16 protein-coding genes and 1 riboswitch are annotated in these 21,131 nt (G+C 41.1%); of the genes, 7 read left to right on the top strand and 9 right to left on the bottom strand.

Translation table 11 applies throughout. The features are described from left to right. Positions 1-202 precede the first annotated feature (202 nt). The 3 genes from BLW31_RS14225 (at position 203) to BLW31_RS14240 (ending at position 5,976) form a co-directional block, all read left to right on the top strand. Entirely contained in the window at positions 203-1,141 is a 939-nt protein-coding gene (locus BLW31_RS14225) for a tyrosine-type recombinase/integrase (protein ID WP_010538753.1), read from the top strand. Positions 1,142-1,633: 492 nt separating this feature from the next. Further along, the gene (locus tag BLW31_RS14235) at positions 1,634-4,678 is read left to right on the top strand and encodes a hypothetical protein (protein WP_010538752.1); all 3,045 of its coding nucleotides are present in this window, start codon (positions 1,634-1,636) and stop codon (positions 4,676-4,678) included. Positions 4,679-4,872: 194 nt separating this feature from the next. Then, the gene (locus BLW31_RS14240) at positions 4,873-5,976 is read left to right on the top strand and encodes an OmpA family protein (protein WP_029425627.1); all 1,104 of its coding nucleotides are present in this window, start codon (positions 4,873-4,875) and stop codon (positions 5,974-5,976) included. A gap of 333 nt (positions 5,977-6,309) precedes the next feature. On the opposite strand, the gene BLW31_RS14245 is transcribed toward BLW31_RS14240, so the two are convergent. Both BLW31_RS14245 and BLW31_RS14250 read right to left on the bottom strand, forming a co-directional pair. Continuing rightward, a complete protein-coding gene (locus tag BLW31_RS14245) occupies positions 6,310-7,884 on the bottom strand; it encodes an Rne/Rng family ribonuclease (RefSeq protein ID WP_010538750.1) in 1,575 nt (524 codons plus the stop codon). A 282-nt stretch (positions 7,885-8,166) separates the two neighbouring features. Continuing rightward, a complete protein-coding gene (locus tag BLW31_RS14250; protein ID WP_008762277.1) occupies positions 8,167-8,442 on the bottom strand; it encodes an HU family DNA-binding protein in 276 nt (91 codons plus the stop codon). 209 nt (positions 8,443-8,651) lie between these two features. Here BLW31_RS14250 and mutY point away from each other — a divergent pair, with 209 nt between their 5' ends. From mutY to BLW31_RS14270, 4 genes are all read left to right on the top strand, one after another. Continuing rightward, the gene (gene mutY / locus BLW31_RS14255) at positions 8,652-9,695 is read left to right on the top strand and encodes an A/G-specific adenine glycosylase (protein WP_010538749.1); all 1,044 of its coding nucleotides are present in this window, start codon (positions 8,652-8,654) and stop codon (positions 9,693-9,695) included. Between the two features lie 136 nt (positions 9,696-9,831). Continuing rightward, the gene (locus BLW31_RS14260) at positions 9,832-10,308 is read left to right on the top strand and encodes a single-stranded DNA-binding protein (RefSeq protein ID WP_010538748.1); all 477 of its coding nucleotides are present in this window, start codon (positions 9,832-9,834) and stop codon (positions 10,306-10,308) included. A gap of 74 nt (positions 10,309-10,382) precedes the next feature. After that, on the top strand, positions 10,383-11,735 hold the full coding sequence (locus BLW31_RS14265) for a gliding motility-associated protein GldE (RefSeq protein ID WP_010538747.1): 1,353 nt from the start codon (positions 10,383-10,385) through the stop codon (positions 11,733-11,735). 10 nt (positions 11,736-11,745) lie between these two features. Next, on the top strand, positions 11,746-12,381 hold the full coding sequence (locus BLW31_RS14270; protein ID WP_010538746.1) for a 4'-phosphopantetheinyl transferase family protein: 636 nt from the start codon (positions 11,746-11,748) through the stop codon (positions 12,379-12,381). Positions 12,382-12,582: 201 nt separating this feature from the next. On the opposite strand, the gene BLW31_RS14275 is transcribed toward BLW31_RS14270, so the two are convergent. The 7 genes from BLW31_RS14275 to BLW31_RS14305 form a co-directional block, all read right to left on the bottom strand. Beyond that, positions 12,583-12,810 carry a (4Fe-4S)-binding protein gene (locus BLW31_RS14275; protein WP_010538745.1) on the bottom strand — a complete coding sequence of 76 codons (228 nt, stop codon included), beginning with the start codon at positions 12,808-12,810 and terminating at the stop codon, positions 12,583-12,585. A gap of 11 nt (positions 12,811-12,821) precedes the next feature. Beyond that, a complete protein-coding gene (locus tag BLW31_RS14280; RefSeq protein ID WP_010538744.1) occupies positions 12,822-13,124 on the bottom strand; it encodes a GNAT family N-acetyltransferase in 303 nt (100 codons plus the stop codon). 105 nt (positions 13,125-13,229) lie between these two features. Then, on the bottom strand, positions 13,230-14,606 hold the full coding sequence (tnaA, locus tag BLW31_RS14285) for a tryptophanase TnaA (protein ID WP_010538743.1): 1,377 nt from the start codon (positions 14,604-14,606) through the stop codon (positions 13,230-13,232). 308 nt (positions 14,607-14,914) lie between these two features. Next, positions 14,915-15,727, bottom strand: a complete 813-nt coding sequence (locus BLW31_RS14290; RefSeq protein ID WP_010538742.1) for a DUF4465 domain-containing protein — start codon at positions 15,725-15,727, stop codon at positions 14,915-14,917. Between the two features lie 38 nt (positions 15,728-15,765). Then, complete coding sequence (locus BLW31_RS14295) at positions 15,766-17,754, bottom strand: YncE family protein (RefSeq protein WP_010538741.1); 1,989 nt, start codon at positions 17,752-17,754, stop codon at positions 15,766-15,768. A gap of 24 nt (positions 17,755-17,778) precedes the next feature. Continuing rightward, positions 17,779-19,824 (bottom strand): TonB-dependent receptor plug domain-containing protein, encoded by a 2,046-nt coding sequence (locus BLW31_RS14300; protein WP_010538740.1) that lies wholly within the window; start codon positions 19,822-19,824, stop codon positions 17,779-17,781. Between the two features lie 184 nt (positions 19,825-20,008). After that, positions 20,009-20,214: riboswitch (cobalamin riboswitch) on the bottom strand. Positions 20,215-20,274: 60 nt separating this feature from the next. Next, positions 20,275-21,123, bottom strand: coding sequence for a hypothetical protein (locus BLW31_RS14305; protein WP_029425626.1), 849 nt, complete (start codon positions 21,121-21,123; stop codon positions 20,275-20,277). Positions 21,124-21,131 lie beyond the last annotated feature (8 nt).

The raw sequence follows: 21,131 nt of genomic DNA on the forward strand, positions 1-21,131 counted from the left end.
TCTTCACTTAATGTGAAGAAATAACAGGGGGTAGCAGTGGAAGAATTTGCTTGTGAAAGTGAATCTTTCCTGTCCCTCCAAAGAGGATGCCTCCCTTTCCCTAACGGCATCCTCTTTTTTCGTTTTTAAATTTCTTCTATAAAAACATACTATCCCCTTATTTTGTTATATTTATCGCATCATTTAATAAATAATAAGTAAAATGTTAAAAGTAGTAGCATTTATGAAGCAAGTAGCAGTGGGGCTACAAATGGAGGGAAACTTTGGAACTGCTCACATTTATCGCAGCAGTCTCAATGCCATTATTGCTTATGGTGGGAAAAGGGATTTTGCTTTTCGTGAAGTAACTCCGGAATGGTTAAAAGGCTTCGAGATTCACCTTCGTAGCCGTGGTTGTAGTTGGAACACTGTTTCCACTTATTTGCGTACATTTCGTGCGGTTTACAATCGCGCGGTAGACAGGCGTATGGCACCTTATGTGCCGCATCTCTTTCGTTCGGTGTATACCGGGACACGTGCTGACCGCAAACGTGCGTTGTGCGAAGAAGACATGAAGAAGGTATTCACTAAATTACCACAGTCATCTGCCGTGAGTCCCGCCATGCGTCGTGCGCAGGAATTGTTCGTTCTGATGTTCCTGCTCCGTGGTCTGCCTTTTGTCGATCTGGCTTATTTGCGTAAAAGCGATTTGCGTGATAATGTAATCACTTATCGACGGCGTAAAACAGGCCGACCTTTGTCTGTGACTTTGACTTCGGAAGCGATGGCTATATTAAAGAAGTATATGGACCGTGATAGCTCCTCTCCTTATTTATTTCCGTTATTAAGCAGTCGGGAAGGAACAAAGGAGGCTTATCATGAATATCAGTTGGCTCTCCGTAACTTTAATAGGCAGTTGATGTTGCTTGGTGAAATGTTAGGACTGGGAGATAAACTAAGTTCGTATACAGCCCGCCATACATGGGCAACGACAGCTTACTATTGTGAAATTCATCCGGGCGTTATTTCTGAAGCTATGGGGCATTCGTCAATTACAGTGACCGAGACATATCTCAAACCTTTTCAGAATAAGAAAATAGATGAAGCCAATAAAAAAGTGGTAGATTTTATAAAGCGCTCAATGTCAGTAGCAATATGTTGAATTTAAGCCTGTTACTTCATAGGTAACGGAGCTAAACAGCGTTGCAAAGATGGAGATATTTTGGAAAACATGCAAACAAAAAAGATATTTTTTCTGATAAACTACTAAAAAAAGAGAAATAACACGATAAAACAGAGGATTTCTTTTTATTAGACCTTTATAACCTTCTAATTATATTCAAAGATTTCCCTCCCCTCTGCCTCCTCTTTGAAGCAGGGGTAAATAAGTTTCATTACTAAATCATACAGTTTTTCATAAAGAAGGCTTCATGAGAGCCAGGACAAAGGTTTTCCCGTTACCTATGAAGTAACGGGCTAAAAGTATTGGGAGTAAGTTTCTTGTTCATCCTCTATGGAGCATGGACACAGGTAAAACAAAAAAAGAAAAGGAGGTTACACTAAAAATGAATGGGGACAACACATGGGATTATTGAATCGACATCGAGAGATTATATTTTTATTATTTAATTTATAAATTAAAAGTTTTTTTATTATGAACAAAAAGTTTTTAAATGCAGTCCTGTTTGGAGCGTTATTAGCGTCTTCGACGGGCACATTTACATCTTGTAAAGACTACGATGACGACATCAATGGTCTGAGCGAACGTGTGGATGCAGTCGAAAAAACATTAGCTGACTTGAATACCAAGTTCGGAGCATTGGCTTATGTGAAATCGGTATCCTTTGCTAATGGTGTATTGACAGTAACAGATCAATCGGGGACTCCTACTACTTATACGATCCCTGATAACGATACGAATACTACGTACACTTTGGATGTAACTAGCAGTAGAGAAGGAAATGTGACTACTGTTACTGTTACTCTGACAGGATCTGACAATTCTAAGATCGTCAAAACATTTACAATCACTGATAACGATACAGTAACTCAAGACACTAAATTAGATCCTACTAAGTTCTGGATGGACTCAGAAGGTGTGATGTGGTATGGAACAAAGGATGATAAAGAAAACTCTATTAAAACAGGAGTAGCTGTTCCAAAACAACCGCAACATGATAAAACGACTGTAAGCGTTGTTCAGTATAAAGATGAGACTGGTGTTGTAGTAGGATGGGAAATCTTAGTAGATAATCAACCTCTCTCAACTAAGTTGCTTATTCAGGATGTACTGCCAATCACAAGCTTTGAATATATCCCAACGAAGATTTTGGCCGGATGGGGTGAAAGAGTAATTGTGTTTGAAGAAAACTCATACAAACAGAAAACGATTGTAGCTAACGAAGTTAAAACATCTGCAACTGCTACTTTATATATGTCAAATGTAGCTGCTCCTCAATATCGAGTTAATCCGTCGAGTGCTACGCTTGCTCAATTGACAGAAGAAGGTAAAGCTCAGATTTTGAAACAGACTGTAGAACAGGTAACAAGAACTCCGGGTGTATTTATTGACTGGAAGAAAACTACAATAGAAAATGGCATAATGACTGTGTCTCTGGAAGCTGACCCTGCTTTATTTGAAGATGAAGCAGATAAATTGGACATGATTGCTCTCCAGTTTGAAACAACTGCAAAAAATAAAGTTACCACTGAATATGTAGGTGTTATCAACAAAGATGCTGAGATTGATGTTGTCTTGACTGATAAAGCTGTAACAGCTACTAATCCGGGAGATGATGCTAATCACTTTGCTATTACCAAGGCTGATGCTGAAGCTCAGGTGGCTAAGATTGATGATAAGAATATGCCGATGACAGGAAATGCTGCTTTAGTTCAGAATGTTACTTATTCTGAGGCTATTGCTGGTATCAACTTGACAGAACTTGTTTCTGCATGTAATGTTAAGGATGCTGCTGGTCATAAGTTCTTTGACTATACTAAGTATCCTGATCTCACATTGTCTTTTGAAGCTGTTGCTTACAAAGTTAATGAAACTCCGCAAGAGCGCTATATGAGCTTGGATGGTGTAACATTCAAGGCTGTAAACTACGGTGATGTGAATGAAAGCTGTATTGGTAAGGCTCCGATGGTATTGGCTAAATTGACAGATTCACATAATGGAAATGCAATCGTTGCTGCTGCCTATATCAAATTACTGATTGTGGGTGACGCTGCTGCTAAACCGGAACCGGATATCACTATCACTGAAAATGCTACTATTGGTATTGATTGCAACAATCCTGTTTACACTTGGTCAACTAATGACGAGTTTATGAGTACTCAGGTATATACATTCAGTACAAATGAGAAATTGACAGCATTGAGTAAAGAACAATTCCATACACTCTATGGATATGCTGCTGCTCCTGTTGCTGGATTTGAAAACGTAGGTACTTGGAAGGTAACAGAAATCCTGACAGCTGGTGATAATAAGGCTAACCGCGGAGCTAAATTCGAATTGACAACTGCACCGTTGGAAGCTAAAACTTATGTGGCTTATGCTGTATACGAGAAAACAACAGATGCTGATGTTATCGTTTCTATTGCAAATGGTGGAATGTATCCGAAATATGTTGCTATCAAGCATGTTGTAAAAGTAGATCCTATCAACTTTACTGCAACTGCTAAAGAGAAAGCGCCAAATGCTTGGAATGGTAATACTGCTTCTATCTATTGTCAGACTCCTGGTGCTACTAACACAACGCAGATTATCGGTGATTTGAATGAACTCTTCGTAGGCGGTAAAGTTCAGTTCGATTATTCCAGCTCATTTGATGCTGAGAAGTTCCCGAGCTTCGTAGCTGATAATATGGAATATACATTCGTGTTCTCTGAAAAGAACTTGAAAGCTACACGTGGTTTGGTAACAGGTGTTGATGGTACACAATATCAATTGGCGTTGAACGCTGACAAGACTGAATTGCATGCTGTTGGTAAAGACTTGACCGGTGCTACTGTTGCTAATGCAATAACTGCAGATAATTTGGTAGCAAGCTTGTCTGATGCTAATAACAATGATGTTACATTTGCAAATACTGCTGTTGCTAAGAATCTCTTGAATAAAGAAGCCCGCGGTGCTGATAGCTTCTATGCAGTTATGGACATCGTTTATGAAAATGGTTGTGACATGCTAGTGCCAGTTACTAACGGTGAATTCAACCTTGCCTTTATACGTCCGGTTAATGTATCTTCTGATGCAAGTAAGTTCTTTACTGACGGTTTGAACGAAGGTGATCCTGCTAATACCTTGAAGTTAGGTGAACTTGTTACCTTTACAGACTGGAGAAAAGATTCTCCGCTGAATAGTTTCGCTGCTAATTTGGATTACTATAGATATTATGGTGTGACTAGCATTAAGTGTGAGGATATCAAGAAAGTTGAAACAAACTGGACTGGAAAACGTCAGACACTTGAAGAAGCATTTGGTACAGAATTAGCTACACAGATTATTGAATTTGATCCTAAGACTGTTAATTATTCAGGTACTGTAACTGCTCTTCCAGACTTTGGTACTGTAACATATATCAAGAGCAGTAGAGTTGAAATTAAAGCTTATGAGCTTTATATTCCTTTGACTATTACCTACACATGGGGTACTATCAAGGAAACAATTACTGTACAGGTTAAAGCTACAAAATAATTTGGACTAAGAAGTAATGAGGTTGTGTCGTAGGGCACAACCTTTTACTCTCTTTTTTGAATTCTGTATAGGAAAGAGGTTACATTCTCATTTATTGTGAGAAAATATAAGTTGGTAAAAAGGAGAGTGTGACAAGAAGGACACGCTCTCCTTTTTAAACAATTATCTGAATCAATATAAATATAACGAATGAAATGAAACTAAAAAGAAATTTGGTCTTGGCTGTTCTGTGTTTGAGTACGGTGACTACTTTTGGACAGAGCGAACCTCAATCTTCACGTATAAAGGAACCTGAAAAGATTACTTTCAAACCTCATTGGTTCATTCAAGCACAGTTAGGAGCAGCCCATACCGTAGGTGAAGCGAAATTCACTGACCTTATTTCTCCGGCGGCTGCTCTTAATATCGGTTATAAGTTCGCTCCCGCATTCGGCGCACGTGTTGGTGTAAGTGGCTGGCAGGCAAAGGGTGGATGGGTGAATCCGCAACAAACCTACCAATATAAATATCTGCAAGGAAATGTAGACATCATGACCGATCTCAGTACTTTGTTCTGTGGTTTCAATCCGAAGCGCGTGTTCAATGGCTATCTTTTTGCTGGAGTAGGGTTGAATCGTGGTTTTGACAACGATGAAGCAAATGCACTTGATACACGGACTTATGAGATGGAATATCTCTGGCAAGAAGGTAAGTTCCTCGTTGCCGGACGTTTCGGTCTTGGTTGTGATCTTCGTTTGAATGATCGCCTGTCTATCAATATTGAGGCGAATGCCAACGCCTTGTCTGATAAGTTTAACTCCAAGAAGGCCGGTAATTGTGACTGGCAACTGAATGCTCTTGTCGGTGTAAGTATCAAACTGGGTAAAAGCTACACTAAAACCGCCCCGGTCTATTACGAACCGGAACCGGTAGTGACGGAACAACCCAAACCGGCTCCTGTAGTAGAAAAGCCGCAACCCAAAAAGGAAGTGGTGATTGAACCGATGAAGCAGAATATTTTCTTTGCCATAAACTCTGCAAAGATTCAGGACGATCAGCAAGCCAAGATTGCTTCTCTGGTAGAATATTTAGAGAAGAATGCTACTGCTAAAGTGAGCGTGACAGGATATGCAGACAAAGGAACTGGTAATGCCAGAATCAACAGCAAATTATCGGAAAAACGTGCGAATAATGTAGCGGAAGCTTTGAAAGCAAAAGGTATCGCTGCCGATAGAATTGCAGTTGATTATAAAGGTGATACTGTTCAGCCGTATAATACTCCTGAAGAAAATCGGGTAAGTATCTGTATTGCTGAGTAAATATGGTACACAAAGGCTTTTAATAATTTAAAATATTCCCTATTTCTCATGAGAGAGTTTTCCCCACTTCTTTATATATATCATTTATATAAGGTGCTCTCTCTGTGAGAACCTTAAGAGGTCCGTACTTGTGAAAGTCCGTACTTCTGCAATAATAACCCTTTCTTCACTTAAATGTGAAGGTTACATTGGGGAATAGATAAGAAAGGTGGTGCTTGCGAAAGTACGCCTTTCATACATCTATTTCCTAGAGAGGATGTCTCCCTTATTTCCCTAAAGACATCCTCTTTGATGCAAAAAGGCGACTCATTTCAATATGAGCCGCCTTTTCTGTTACTTGATTTCGATTTCTTCCTTCATATCGATTTCCTCTCCATGTGTATCATAGAACACATATTGCAGGAAAGCGAGTTTCTGACTTGGAATAATCTTGATACCGAGTCCGTACTTCATCTGCCACTTACGTTTGAGGGAGACAAGTCCCTGATTGATAAAGGCGGCGACATACGGATGGACGTGTAACGAGAATTTCTTTACCTTCAGTTTGTTGACCAGATAATCAATTTTACTCTCTAAAGTGTCCGTAAAGAGAATGGACGATTTGATAGTACCTTTTCCGAAGCAGGTGGGGCAGATTTCGGTCGTGTTGACGTCCATTGCCGGACGCACACGTTGGCGTGTAATCTGCATCAGCCCGAATTTGCTGAGCGGCAGAATATTATGCCGTGCCCTGTCTTTCTGCATGTTGGCACACATTCGTTCATAAAGCTTCTGACGGTTTTCGGCTTCATTCATATCGATGAAGTCCACGACGATGATACCACCCATATCTCTTAATCGCAGTTGGCGAGCCAGCTCGTCGGCGGCTCCCAGATTTACTTCGAGTGCGTTACCTTCCTGCCCGTTGGCATTCTTGGTGCGGTTTCCGCTGTTCACGTCTACTACGTGAAGCGCCTCAGTGTGCTCAATAATCAGATAGGCACCACTCTTGTAAGAGACTGTTTTACCAAACGATGATTTGATCTGCTTGGTGATACCGAAATTGTCGTAAATGGGAAGTTGGCCTTTGTACAGTTTCACGATGTTTGCCCGGTCGGGTGCGATCAGTGTTACGTAGTCTTTGATTTCATTGTACACAGCCTCGTCATTGACGTGAATATTCTCAAAAGAAGGGTTGAAGAGGTCGCGCAACAAACCTACGGCGCGGCTGGTCTCTTCATAAATCAACGTCGGATACTTGGTGGCTTTCTGTACTTTCGCCATTGCATCTTCCCAATGCTTGATCAGGACTTTAAGCTCTCCGTCGAGTTCGGCTACGCGTTTGCCTTCGGCTACTGTACGGACGATGACACCAAAATTTTTAGGTTTGATGCTCATCAACAGTTGTTTCAGACGGGCGCGCTCTTCGCTCGATTTAATCTTTTGTGAAACAGAAACCTTATCATTAAAAGGGATCAGTACCAGATAGCGTCCGGCAAACGAAATTTCGGACGTCAGTCGCGGTCCCTTGGTAGAGATAGGTTCCTTAACGATTTGCACCACCACTTCTTGTCCGACCTTTAATGTGTTGGCTACAGTACCATCCTTGTCAAGGTCAGGAAGTAGGGTTGCTTTGCTGATGGAGTTCAGCTTCTTTTTGTCGCTTAAAGTCTGCTTTACAAACTTTTCGAGTGAGTTAAATTGAGGACCCAGGTCAAGATAATGAAGAAAAGCGTCTTTCTCGTAACCGACGTCTACAAAGCATGCATTCAGTCCGGGCATCAATTTCTTGATACGTCCCAAATACATATTGCCCACTGAGAAAGAAATGTTTCTTCCTTCGCTTTGAAGTTCCACCAGACTCTTGTCTTCGAGAAGGGCGATGGAGACCTCTTTGGGCTGTACGTCTATTACAATTTCACTTGTCACTGTTTTGCTTTCTTATTATTGATTGAATCTCATTTATATGAACAACTTTTTTGACAAAATGTTCATTTTGGGTTAGCTACTTAAACAAAGAACAAACTTGAAAGACATGTAGCTTCGCAAGTTTGTTCTTTATTCTGTTTGATCAGACTTAAAAATTATTTTTTGCTTTTATGTCTGTTCTTTCTTAGTCTTTTTTTACGCTTGTGCGTAGACATTTTATGTCTTTTTTTCTTTTTTCCGCTTGGCATAGCTTCACATTTTATGGGTTAATACTCTTGTTTATTATTTCTTTACTGAAATTGTAAATGTCTTAGCCGGTTTGAAGGCCGGAATGTTGTGCTCTGGAATGATGATAGTAGTATTCTTAGAAATATTACGAGCTGTCTTTTGAGCTCTTTTCTTAACTACGAAGCTACCAAACCCGCGAAGGTATACATTCTCATCGTTAGACAATGAGTCTTTAACAGCTTCCATAAATGCTTCAACTGTTGTAAGAACTGTTGTCTTATCAATACCGGTTTTCTTTGTAATCTCGTTTACAATATCTGCTTTAGTCATTTTTCCTTAAAAAAAATATTATTACTAGGTTCTTGCTAATTTTTTGGACTGCAAATATATAGCTTTTTGGTCTCCTAAAAAAATATATTCTGCACATTTTTCTAAAAAAATGGAGGCATTAAGTTTTCTTAGAGTCAAAAGAGTTACTTTTGTACTGCTTTTGGATAGTATATACAAGATAAATGTTAGATGATAGATCGAAATCAGGAATGAATATTTTTAGTGAGGCTATAGTTGAATGGTATAAAGAATACAAGCGTGATTTGCCTTGGAGAGAATCGTCGGACCCGTATCGGATCTGGATATCGGAGATTATTCTCCAGCAGACACGGGTGGCGCAGGGATATGATTACTTTCTCCGGTTTATCAAACGTTTTCCTGATGTGAAGACATTGGCAGACGCTGACGAGGATGAAGTGATGAAATACTGGCAGGGACTGGGATATTATTCTCGTGCCCGCAACCTGCATGCCGCAGCCAAAAGCATGAATGGAGTTTTTCCGAAAACATATCCCGAAGTGCTGGCGTTGAAAGGAGTAGGGGAGTATACGGCGGCAGCTATCTGTTCTTTTGCCTACGGTATGCCTTATGCGGTGGTAGACGGAAATGTGTATCGGGTACTTTCCCGTTATTTTGGCATTGATACTCCGATTGATTCGACGGAAGGAAAGAAACTGTTTGCAGCTCTGGCGGATGAAATGCTGGATAAGAAACAGCCGGCTCTTTATAATCAGGGTATTATGGATTTCGGGGCCATACAGTGTACTCCACAGTCACCCGATTGTTTGTTTTGTCCGTTGGCGGATAGTTGTTCGGCACTTTCAACAGGAAGGGTGGCTCAGCTTCCGGTGAAACAGCACAAGACAAAGACGACAAACCGTTACTTCAATTATATGTATGTACGTGCGGGCGCGTATACCTATATAAATAAGCGGACAGAGAATGATATATGGAAAAATCTGTTTGAACTGCCATTAATAGAAACTCCGGTTTCTTTGTCGGAGGAGGAGTTTTTGTCATTGCCGGAATTCAAAGCTTTACTGGTATCGGAGGAGAATCCGGAGATACGTTTGGTTTGCAGAAATGTGAAGCATGTATTGTCTCATCGGATTATTTACGCCAATCTATATGAAGTGGTATTGCCCGAGGGTACCAAAGCTTTTGCAGACTTTCTGAAAATACGGATAGAAGATTTGGATCAGTATGCGATTTCTAAGTTGGTGCAGAAGTTGGTAATTGGTAATAAGTATTAGGTATTAAGTATCCGGTCTACAGCGCAGCTTAATACCTAATACTTATTACTTAATACTTAAAATACTTGCATACTATCGTTATTCTGTTTAATTTTGGCAGCAGATTTAAATAATAGAACATAAACTTGATGCATATATGTCAGTAAATAAAGTGATATTGATAGGAAACGTAGGACAAGATCCTAGGGTGAAATATTTCGATACCGGTTCGGCTGTGGCAACTTTTCCTTTGGCTACCACTGATCGTGGCTATACATTGGCTAATGGAACCCAGATCCCCGAAAGAACGGAATGGCATAATATTGTTGCATCCAACCGTCTGGCTGAGATTGTGGACAAATATGTGCATAAAGGTGACAAGTTGTATCTGGAAGGGAAAATAAGAACCCGTTCATATACTGATCAATCAGGTGCTATGCGCTATATTACTGAAATATTTGTGGACAATATGGAAATGTTGTCTCCGAAAGGGGCTAATACAGGTGCGGGAGCTCCTCAGCCGTCTGCAACACAGGCTCAACAGCCACAGCAGATGCAACAACCGCAACAACAGGTACAGCCTTCACAGGCACAACCGATACAAGATAATCCGGCAGATGACTTGCCGTTTTAGATACTGTGATAATGTGCCAATAGGTTGATTGCTGATTGGCACATTATCTTTTGTTTAACTAAAATATATACTCTTTGGACTCAGATGGTTATTTAAGCCAATTGGCTGAAATTTTCAACGGTATTACCGTAAACACTCCTTCAATCTCTGCTATTATTGCCATAGTACTGGCAGGTGTGCTCCTGCTTGCTTCCGGCTTTGCTTCGGCTTCTGAAATAGCTTTTTTTTCACTTTCTCCTTCGGACCTGAATGATATTGACGAACACAATCATCCTGCTGATGAAAAGATCAGCGTCCTTCTTGGAGATTCCGAACGCCTTCTGGCTACGATACTGATCACTAATAATTTTGTCAATGTGACCATTATTATGCTCTGCAACTTCTTTTTCATGGATGTATTTGTGTTTCATTCTCCATTGGCAGAGTTCATTATACTGACCGTAATCCTGACTTTCCTGTTATTGCTGTTCGGAGAGATTATGCCGAAGATTTACTCGGCACAAAAGACGCTGGCATTTTGTCGTTTCTCTGCTCCGGGCATCTATTTCTTGGAAAAGTTGTTTCATCCGGTCGCTTCCATGCTGGTGCGTTCTACCACTTTTCTGAATAAGCATGTCACTAAAAAGAACCATAATATCTCTGTGGATGAACTGTCTCATGCCTTGGAGTTGACGGATAAAGCAGAAATCTCTGAAGAGAATAATATTCTGGAAGGGATTATCCGTTTTGGAGGGGAAACCGTGAAGGAAGTGATGACCTCACGTCTGGATATGGTTGATCTGGATATTCGCACACCTTTCAAAGAGGTGATGCAATGTATCATTGAAAATGCTTATTCGCGTATCCCTATTTATTCCGGTTCACGGGACAATATAAAGGGAGTACTGTATATTAAGGACCTTTTGCCGCATGTTAGCAAGGGAGATAATTTCCGTTGGCAGTCACTGATTCGTCCTGCTTATTTTGTACCGGAAACGAAGATGATTGATGATCTTCTCCGTGACTTTCAGGCGAATAAAATTCATATTGCTATCGTTGTCGATGAATTTGGAGGAACTTCCGGACTGGTGACGATGGAGGATATTATCGAAGAAATTGTAGGTGAGATTCATGACGAGTATGATGACGAAGAACGCACGTACGTAGTACTGAACGATCATACATGGGTGTTCGAGGCAAAAACGCAGTTGACCGATTTCTATAAAATTGCAAAAGTAGATGAGGATGAGTTTGAGAAAGTGGTAGGAGATGCGGATACATTGGCCGGTATGTTACTTGAAATAAAGGGGGAGTTTCCTGCATTGCATGAGAAAGTGACTTATCATAATTATGAGTTTGAAGTGCTGGAGATGGACAGTCGGCGTATCCTGAAAGTTAAATTTACGATTCTTCCCAAGGAAACGGAGACATCGGAGGAGAAAGAATAACCGAAGGAAGATGGGATTGTTTCTGCAACATAAAACGAAAGATATACACTGGGCTATTTGGAAGATGGAAGAGTCTTTGGAAAGCTTATTGACTCTTCTTCCTGCTACCCGGAGAATTTTTTGTGAGCAAGAGATGCAGCGTTTTACTTCAGAACGCAGGAAAATGGAGTGGTTATCTGTTCGTGTGCTTCTATATTCCATGTTGCAGGAAGATAAAGAGATTATCTATTCATCTGAAGGGAAACCTTCTTTGGGTGATCATTCTTTTTTTATCAGTATTTCTCATACCAAAGGATATGTGGCTGTGATACTAAGTCCGATTGCTCCTGTGGGTATCGATATCGAACAATATGGTCATCGTGTAAAAAGAGTGTATGATCGTTTTATCCGTCCTGACGAACAAGTAGAACCATATTTGGGAGATGTAACCTGGAGTATGCTGTTACATTGGTCGGCAAAAGAGACGATATTCAAATCAATGGAGAATGCAGACGCTGATCTCCGGAAACTTTGTTTGTCACACTTCGTTCCTCAGGAAGAGGGGACATTTCAGGTACAGGAATATGCTACGGAACAACAACAGTCGTTTACGGTGGGCTATCGCATCTCTCCGGATTTTGTTCTGACTTGGACTATCATCAAATAACTGAGAATTAATCAATAAAACATAGTGACGCTATCCGGTTGGTATACTGTCACTATCTCTGTAGGATGGCGTCACCATCGTCACATGATAGCGTCATTATGTTTGTTGTGCATTATTGCCGTTTCGGGACTTGTGATTGCATATTGAAAAACGGTGAATAATGAGTGGTTGTTCCCCAAATTATTCACCGTTTATATCGGATTACTTATTATCTTTTTTATTAAGCCTGTAGCTTAATGCTCCTGACGGACATTTGCTGATTTGTGCAATTAATTCTTCCGTTGTCGCATTTTCAATTTGTACCCACGGTCTTTCTTTCGGGTGATATACATTGGGTAACATTTTTACGCATATTCCGGTGTGCTGACACATTTCCGGCTGCCATATGATGGTTAATTCGCCATTTGTGTATTCTACTTTCTTTCCCATATTTTCTACTTTTATTTAATATGAATACCACGCATTACTATTCGTTTCCATTCCGGATGCTTATGGATATATCCGGCTACAAATGGGCAAAGGGGTACCAAACGTAAACCTTGTCGTTCAATATCTGACAATACTTTTTCTGCAAGTTGAGAACCAACTCCCTTGCCTCCAAGAGAGGCGGGGACTTCAGTATGAACAAGGTAAATTTCTCCATTGTTTGATTTTATATAGTCTATTTCGGCTATTTTGTCATCGATTTGAAATTCATATCGATGTTTCTCTTCGTTATCTATAAGTTTATAATCTTCTGCCATAATTTTTACGTATTAAGTTCAATTGATTATAATATAAACACTTGAGAGTTGATTTTGTTTATATGGATTATCGTCCTTGCTTATGCTGATGATTCCTTTTTGCTGCTATGATAATCGTTCTAATTGAACTGTAAAATGGCGCATGAGAGGAGCTTCCCAGACGATACGAACTCCATGAGTAATAGATTCTCTTCGTTCATATACATTTCTGAGGGCGGCGGCTATTACATTCATATGGTTGTCGGTATACACTCTGCGAGGGATGGCAAGCCGGAGTAAATCGAGTCCGTTAAAGCGATTCAGGTGAGTAACCGGGTCGCGGTCAGCAAGGATGTATCCGATTTCGCATCCACGAATGCCGGCTTCCAGATAGAGTTCGACTGTTAATGTCTGTGCCGGAAATTCTTCTTTGGGGACATGTGTCAATACTTTGGATGCATCGACAAAGATGGCGTGTCCTCCGGCGGGGCGTTGATATGGAATTCCATATTCATCCAGTTTTTTGGCCAGGTATTCTACTTGTTTGATACGTGTTTCCAGATTATCGAATTCTGTATTCTCATCCAATCCGGTGGCAAGGGCATTCATATCCCGTCCGTTCATTCCTCCGTAGGTGAGGTAGCCTTCGTATTGCACACAAAAGCCTTTGGCACCTTCGTACCACTCTTTAAGTCGGGTTGCAATGAATCCTCCCATATTGACGATGCCATCTTTCTTGGCACTCATGGTCATTCCGTCGGCAAGATCGAACATCTCCCGTGTGATTTCTTTTATTGATTTCTGCTGATAGCCGTTTTCACGCATTTTAATGAAGTAGGCATTTTCTGCGAAACGTGCGGAGTCGAAAAGTACCGGTTTGTTATATTTATCAGCAATGGTACGAACCTCACGCAGGTTTTGCATGGATACAGGTTGTCCTCCCGCTGTGTTGTTGGTAATGGTAACTATGATAAAGGGAACGTGGTCAGCATGCTCGCGTAATACTTTTTCCAGTTTTTCCGGATCAACGTTTCCTTTGAAGGGAATTTCTAGTTGAGTATCTTTGGCTGCATCGATGGTACAATCCAATGCGATGGCATGACGTCCTTCGATATGCCCTTTGGTGGTATCAAAATGTGAGTTGCCGGGTACAATGTCTCCATCGTGTACGAGATAGGAGAAAAGGACATTCTCTGCTGCTCGTCCCTGGTGGGTAGGGATTATATATTCGAATCCTGTGAGTTTCGTGATTGTATTCTTTAGGTTGAAGAAGGAGGTAGCGCCTGCATAGCTTTCGTCTCCCAGCATCATAGCTGCCCATTGGCGGTCGCTCATAGCTCCTGTTCCGGAATCAGTGATAAGGTCGATATAAACTTGTTCTGATTTGAGTTGGAAGACATTGTAATGTGCTTCTTTGATCCACTGCTCGCGTTCCTCGCGGGTACTTTTTCTGATGGGTTCTACCATCTTTATTTTCCATGATTCGGCAAAAGGTAACTCCATTGTTGTAGATTTTAGATTTTGTCCGACTAAAATAGTAAAAGTAGGTGTAATAAGCAAACTTTTGATGACTTTTTGTTAATGTAGAGCAGGGAGATCTTGTTTGAAAGATTTGGTAAGATAGATTACAAAAGTGAGTTTATGATGAAAAAAGAATCAGGCTTCATCATTTGAAGTCTGATTCTTAAAATTATGTGTTCTGTTTGATACAATCATATGTCCTGTCTAGTATGATTATACGCTCTATTGGGTAATCATTCGTTTTATTTGATATAATCGAGCGCCCGTTTGTACTCAATCAAACAGTTGTTTTAGTCTTCAATAAGAGTGATGCCATCAAGGCAGAAATAAGTAGGAGTCATGGGCCCCCAATCATTAACTTTCGTTGAGATCATTGTAAATTTTAAGCCATTGGTTTCTCCAAGTGCTGTAAGATCTACCCATTTCCATGTTGTTAGAATATTCGTTCCTTCTGCTAAGTCACATTCCACCATTTTAGTTTTGTCAAAATTGTGTATTTTTAGTTTAAATGAGTCATTAGCTTCAAATTTGTCTAGTCCACTAAAAATAGAGCTACCTTCTTTCATACTCTTGTAAGCATATACACAATTAGTTACATATAGACCTTTTACTTGATAATCTTCTGTTTTATTTGGATTTTCATTGTCTTTGAATCGTATTGATACTTCTTTGTCGCTGTTTGAACCTACTTTATATCCGGCAGCACCCACAACAACATATGTATTGCTACTTACTCCTTTTTTAGGAATTGCACGATAGTCATATACAGAGAAGTCTGGACAATCGTTTATTGTACAGTTGGTGAATGCAAATCCATCGGAACCAAATCCATAAGAGTCAGACGAAATACAATCAAATTCGAAAATCTTACTATTGTCTGTCAGGAGAGTTTGGAAATAATTAGTGGTATAAGTTGTACCTTGATCTTCATAACTACTTGACCAAGTATCAACAGGATTTTCTACATCACCTAAATCAAGAGTATGAGTTTCATAGCTTGGCAAATTTAGTACATATGTTTTAGGACCATTGTCCTTGTCATCGTCACTACATCCACAAAAAATAAATGTGGATATCGTTAAAAGTAAAAATAATTTCTTCATGTTTCTGCTTTAATTTAAATTGTTGATTATTTAGTTGATTACTTCTCAAAATGTAAATCTTCTATTGTCATGATTTCTGTTGATATTTCTCCTGTCCAGCCTACATTCTGGTTTACAGCTGTATATATTCTAATGAAATCAATTTCATCCAATGCAACAGGTTTTCCATTTTGAGTTACTGCCCAGTCGATTTTAAATTGACAATGTTCCGTATTATAAGGATGATTATCCGCATACCCCCACGGATAACAGTAGCCTACCCATGTACCTCCTTCATTTACCGCATTATCTTTCAAGCGTGTCCCACGGAAGGTTATCTCATCTTCTTCTATCCAATTCGGATAATAAGAATCTTGTTGATGGTAGGTGTTTCTATAAATATAACCTTCTCCTCCCTGATTATCGGTCCAACGGACATCTCCATTAGCCGGTTGAGGTCGGTGATAAGTTATTTCATAACCACGTGTTTCCGTATCCTTTCCATATTCGCTCCCTGCCAGTTCGTACCATTCATCATCGGGTAATCCGTTTCCGTTTACATCTTTTGAAACCAAAACGATGCCCGGTTCGGCACTTCCTCCTAGAGCTCCCGTACCGGTATTTTGATTGTAGGAAGCATTACCCAGAATCTTGAAATCATATTCCCCTTTGATATTGCGTATTGGCTGATGGAAACCTACGGTGATTGTCCCGCCGAAACCGCCTAGGGAAATAACTGATTTCTTTTTTAGCTTTTCAGTCGCACGTTCCAGGACTTGTTCGGCAGAAAAGCCGTCCTCATAAGCGGAAGTTGTAGTATTTATAAACTGTCCGGGGGCAGGCATATACTCCAATACTTTGTTGGCAAAGGCGGAAGGAGCATTCGGGTCGTCCGGAATATCACTTGCATCATTTTGTGAAGCTTTATCACTGAATACAATTGTATTGGGATTTAAACCTATTTCATTCAGGCGATATTGAAGTTGTCCCTGCTGGTTGAAACAGAGGACATCCCCTTTGATGGTATAATTGTAGGCTTCCGTGATATAAATATTTCCGCTGAAAGGGTTTGTCTGGATACTGAAAGGAGTTTGAATGATTGTTCCATCCGTGATGAAGTTGTCTCGTATTACAGTTCCGGTAGTGAGGTCGAAAACTTTGATAGCAGAGGCTTTTGTCTGATAGTCGTATGTGTATAGATAGGCAATGGGGCCGTCGATTGTAAAGCTTAAAGCCTTTTCATCATAAGTGTTGGTAACAACATCTGTACGACTGTCGATTCGGACCAGATGATAATCGCCGGCTTCGATGTCGGCGCCCTGTGTTACTACATATACTGCATCTTCTAGTCCCGGAAGTATTTTCCCCGGATTGGGACCGACTTCGATTTTCTTGGTTTCTTTGAAAGTCATGATGTCAATCACCGATACGGTGTTATCCACACCCGGGCCGGAATAATCCAGGCTGCCTGAGTTGGATACATACAGTTTGTTATTTTGCACGCAGATATCGTCCGGGTTTCTTCCTGCTGTAATAATGGCTTCTATTTCCAGTGAAGTAGTATCAATTCTGGCTACTGTTCCGTCAAAAGAGCATACGTATGCCTTGTCTTTATCGAAAGCTATCGAACGGGGTTGGCGAGAACTGCCGTTATCACGCAGCATTTGTATTTGACGGATTGATTTTCCGGTCGTAAAGTCCATTACTTCTACGGTACTTGATACATTGACTACGATATATATTTTATTGCCATAGATAGCCATGTCATTGGCGGTATCCCCTAATCCCCGTTGGTTGTTTGCACTGAAATAATTGCTGGTACGTTTCTGCTGATTGAAAGAATAGCGGGCCAGTGAGCTGTTGTTCTGATTGAATAGTCCTTCGCTTAGAATATACATTTCCGCCGTGCCGGTTTCGTAGACGTCTCCGCTTTCTCCGGGCACCAGGCTGGGCTTGTCCTCCAAGTCATCACAGGCGATGAGGAAGAACAATAAAAGGGATAAATATTTCCCTGATTGATATATATTATAAAGTATGCTTTCTTTCATACACAAAGTTTAATGGCTCCATTATTAATATCTGACTCCTACCGTGACTCTGAAAGATCGTCCCGGCATGGGGAAGTTCTTTACAATCTCGTAATTCTTGTTCAGTAAGTTCAGCACTTCTACGTTTAATGATGCTGTGACATTTCGTATCTTAAAATCTCTGCCGGCAGAGAGGCTGTGATCGCTATAGCTGTCCAATCGGTTATCACTGATATTCTGTCCGAGCATGTACCGTTTGCCCGAGAACAGGAAGGAATAGGACAGATTCACCCAGGGAGTTTCTATTCCGGCATGTCCGGATGCGGAAACTCTGGGGGTATAGGCTATCTGATGTTTGTAAACTCTTCCTTCAGGAGTGTTAAGATCAGAGTTGGTCACATCCAGTGCCCGTTGGTAGGTGTAGTTGCCGGAGAGGTTAATTCCGAGCTTCTGCCAAGGTTGCAGGTTGATACTGGCTGTTGCATCTATTCCTTTTATATCTACCTTGCCGAGATTGAGCATGCTCCAGGTGAATAAATTCTTGGTTGGAACAGCTATAATCTTGTCGGTCACTTTATTATGATAAGCGTCTACAGTAGCCGAAATATAAGGTATAAAGTCATTTATTTCTTTACTATAGGTGATGCCTATATTATACTGAATGGCATTCTCCGGTTTTAAGTTGATATTTCCCGTCTGGCTGTAATATAAATCGTTGAAACTAGGCAGGCGGAAGATGTCTTTGTAGAAAAAGCGGAGCCTGAGTTCTTCATTCTCAAAAGGTTTGATCGAGGCGCTGACATTGGGAGACAGTTTCCGGTGATTGCCTGCACTCCCTCCGCTTTTGGCTTTTTCATTGATGACGGTTGCCAGAGCAGAGGCAGATAATGTCACCCAGTTATTCATGTATTTTCCGGCAAAGGCAGTCAGCCATGAGTACCGGGTAGGGGAGACGAAGTTATTTAAATTGGCATTCATTGTGTTGATGCTTCCGTCGGTCGACAAGGAGAAAGAGAGATTGTCCAGCATCCGGTAAAGAGTGGAAGCAGACAGGTAGTACTCTTGCTGGTAATAGCTGTTATTGATTTCTTTTGCCGCTACGGTAGGATTCGGGTCTTGATAGTTCTGGTAACTCCAGTTCCATTTGGCAGATGTTTGAAATACCCATTTCCTATTAAACTCTTTCTTGTATTGGCTTTGGATAAATGTATTTTTGTCTCGTAGATGTTGCAGGGCAAAGTCGTAATACAGGGTTGTCGCATTGGGCAAGCCTCGTGAAGACTGGTAATAGTAGGCTTTCAGTTTCCACTGCTCTTTGTCGGAGAAATTGCCGTAGATACCTACTTCTGCACGGAGATTTTGTACATCGGTGTTGTGACGTTTCTCTTTGCTGGTTTGCATGTCTTCGCCGTTTCCGTAGTGCAGGATAAATGGATAATGACCGTCTGAAGACATCCATTCTCCATTGGCAGACATGCTCCATGTATTAGAGAGTTGTCGTTCCAATAAGAGAGAAGGGTTTACTAAGCCCCATGAACCGGTTTTGAATTCGGCTGCCATATTGGTCTGCTTGTAGGCAGAGAAATACGGAGTGGGTGTTTGTATGTTCAATAATCCGGCGGAGGCAAAGGCACGGGCAGGTTGAAAGATATTATCCCCTTGTCCGTTGTGGAGTGAAAGGCGGTCGACGTTATTTAAAGAGAAACGTCCGATGTCTATTTGTCCGGTCTGGCAGTCGCTGATAGTAATACCGTCATAGGCTACGGCGGTGTGTTGTGCTCCGAGGCTTCGTATAGATACGGTTTTCAGCCCTCCGATGCCTCCATAATCTTTCACGGTGACTCCGGCGAAATGCTTTACTGCATCCGATACTTGCAGTGCATGCAGATTTTTGAGTTCCTCTTTTGAGAAGATTTGTTCGGGAGTGGTGGAGCGGACTTCCCGGGTCTGATAAGGGTCGGAGACCGTTACTTCGGGAATCGAATAAATATGAGTGGTATCTACCTTTTGCTTTTGCGCAAAAAGTGATGTAGAAAGGAGCAGGCAGCAGAGTACCGCATATATAGTTTTACAAAATGTTCTCTCTTCCATTTTATCTTTGTCCGTCCACCTCGTTTTAATTAAAAATGTCCGGGCGAACTCACTTCGACCGGACATCATAATAAACTTGGCAGAGTTTATTAGTTTGTACACACTTTCTCTGAATCAGAGTGGTGAATGAAATGATGGACGAAATGTCCGGGTCATTAGACTCAACGCTTTTTCCTCGAAAGCAGTGAAACGAGTTTGCATGGTAGGTCTTCTGACTTGTTCTTATTGCGAGCGCCTTCCCGGACTTTGCTTTCCAGTGGCTAGAAGTCGTTGCTCACAACATAATATACGAACTTACAGCAGCGGGACTGTTCAGGACTTGCACCTGATTCCCTTTTAATCGCTCCCCTCGTGCATGAGAGTTGCAAACCAATGCGCGACAAAGATAGAGAGTTTATTTGTCTTTTGCAAGAAAGGAGCGATAGTAAATCCATGATCTCTAATTGTTTTCTAGAATGCCTTGAAGCCCAATACTTCGGTAGAGACTTCACCGATTGACTCTACATTCTTCAAGATGGCACTTTGCACTTTTACGAAATGGATACGATCCAGCTTCACGGAGTTGCCGTTTGAATCGATTGCATCGTCCAGATCAAACTGGTTATAGCGGTAATTGCCGTTGTCGTCTTTTGCCATATCGCTTCCCCAGTTGTCGGCATATCCTTTGCCGAAAGACTGGTTTTTCCATTTACCGCCTTCCAGTACGGTACGTGGTTCAAGCATGCTTCCGGTCAGTGTATAAGAGTCTTCTTTGATCCAGTTGGGATAATACATTTGAGCATGATATTGAGAGAGAGACTTGATGACACCTTTCTCTCCCTCGCTATCTTCCCAAGGAATGTCTCCTATTTCGTCAGGTCTGAAATAGGTAACGGAGTAATCCCGTGTCGGATTGTCGCTTCCTTTAAGTTCGTACCAGACATCGTCTGCTTTTCCGTTACCGTTAGCATCTTCCGATACCCATACGATGCCGGGTTCCGAGCTTCCGTCAAAAGGATTGCCAATGATACCAAAGTCATATCCTTTGCGGTTCTTGATCTCTTTCGGCATTTTGACGGTAATATATCCGCCAAAAGATCCGAGAGAAACATAGTTTTTCTGCTTGAAGCGTTGCTCTGCATAGGCGTTTGCTTCTTGCATCGTCTGGCAGTTGAACCCCTCGTTAATGAATTGTCCCGGTGCCGGGCAGTATTCCAATACTTTGAGTTCATTTGTTTCTTCTGTGATTTCCTCGTCTTTGTTGCACGAAGTGAATATAACAGTTGTCATTACTGCTAAGATGTACCAATGTTTTTTCATTTCCGAAT

The organism is Bacteroides faecis MAJ27, from assembly GCF_900106755.1.
GTDB classification, from domain to species: domain Bacteria; phylum Bacteroidota; class Bacteroidia; order Bacteroidales; family Bacteroidaceae; genus Bacteroides; species Bacteroides faecis.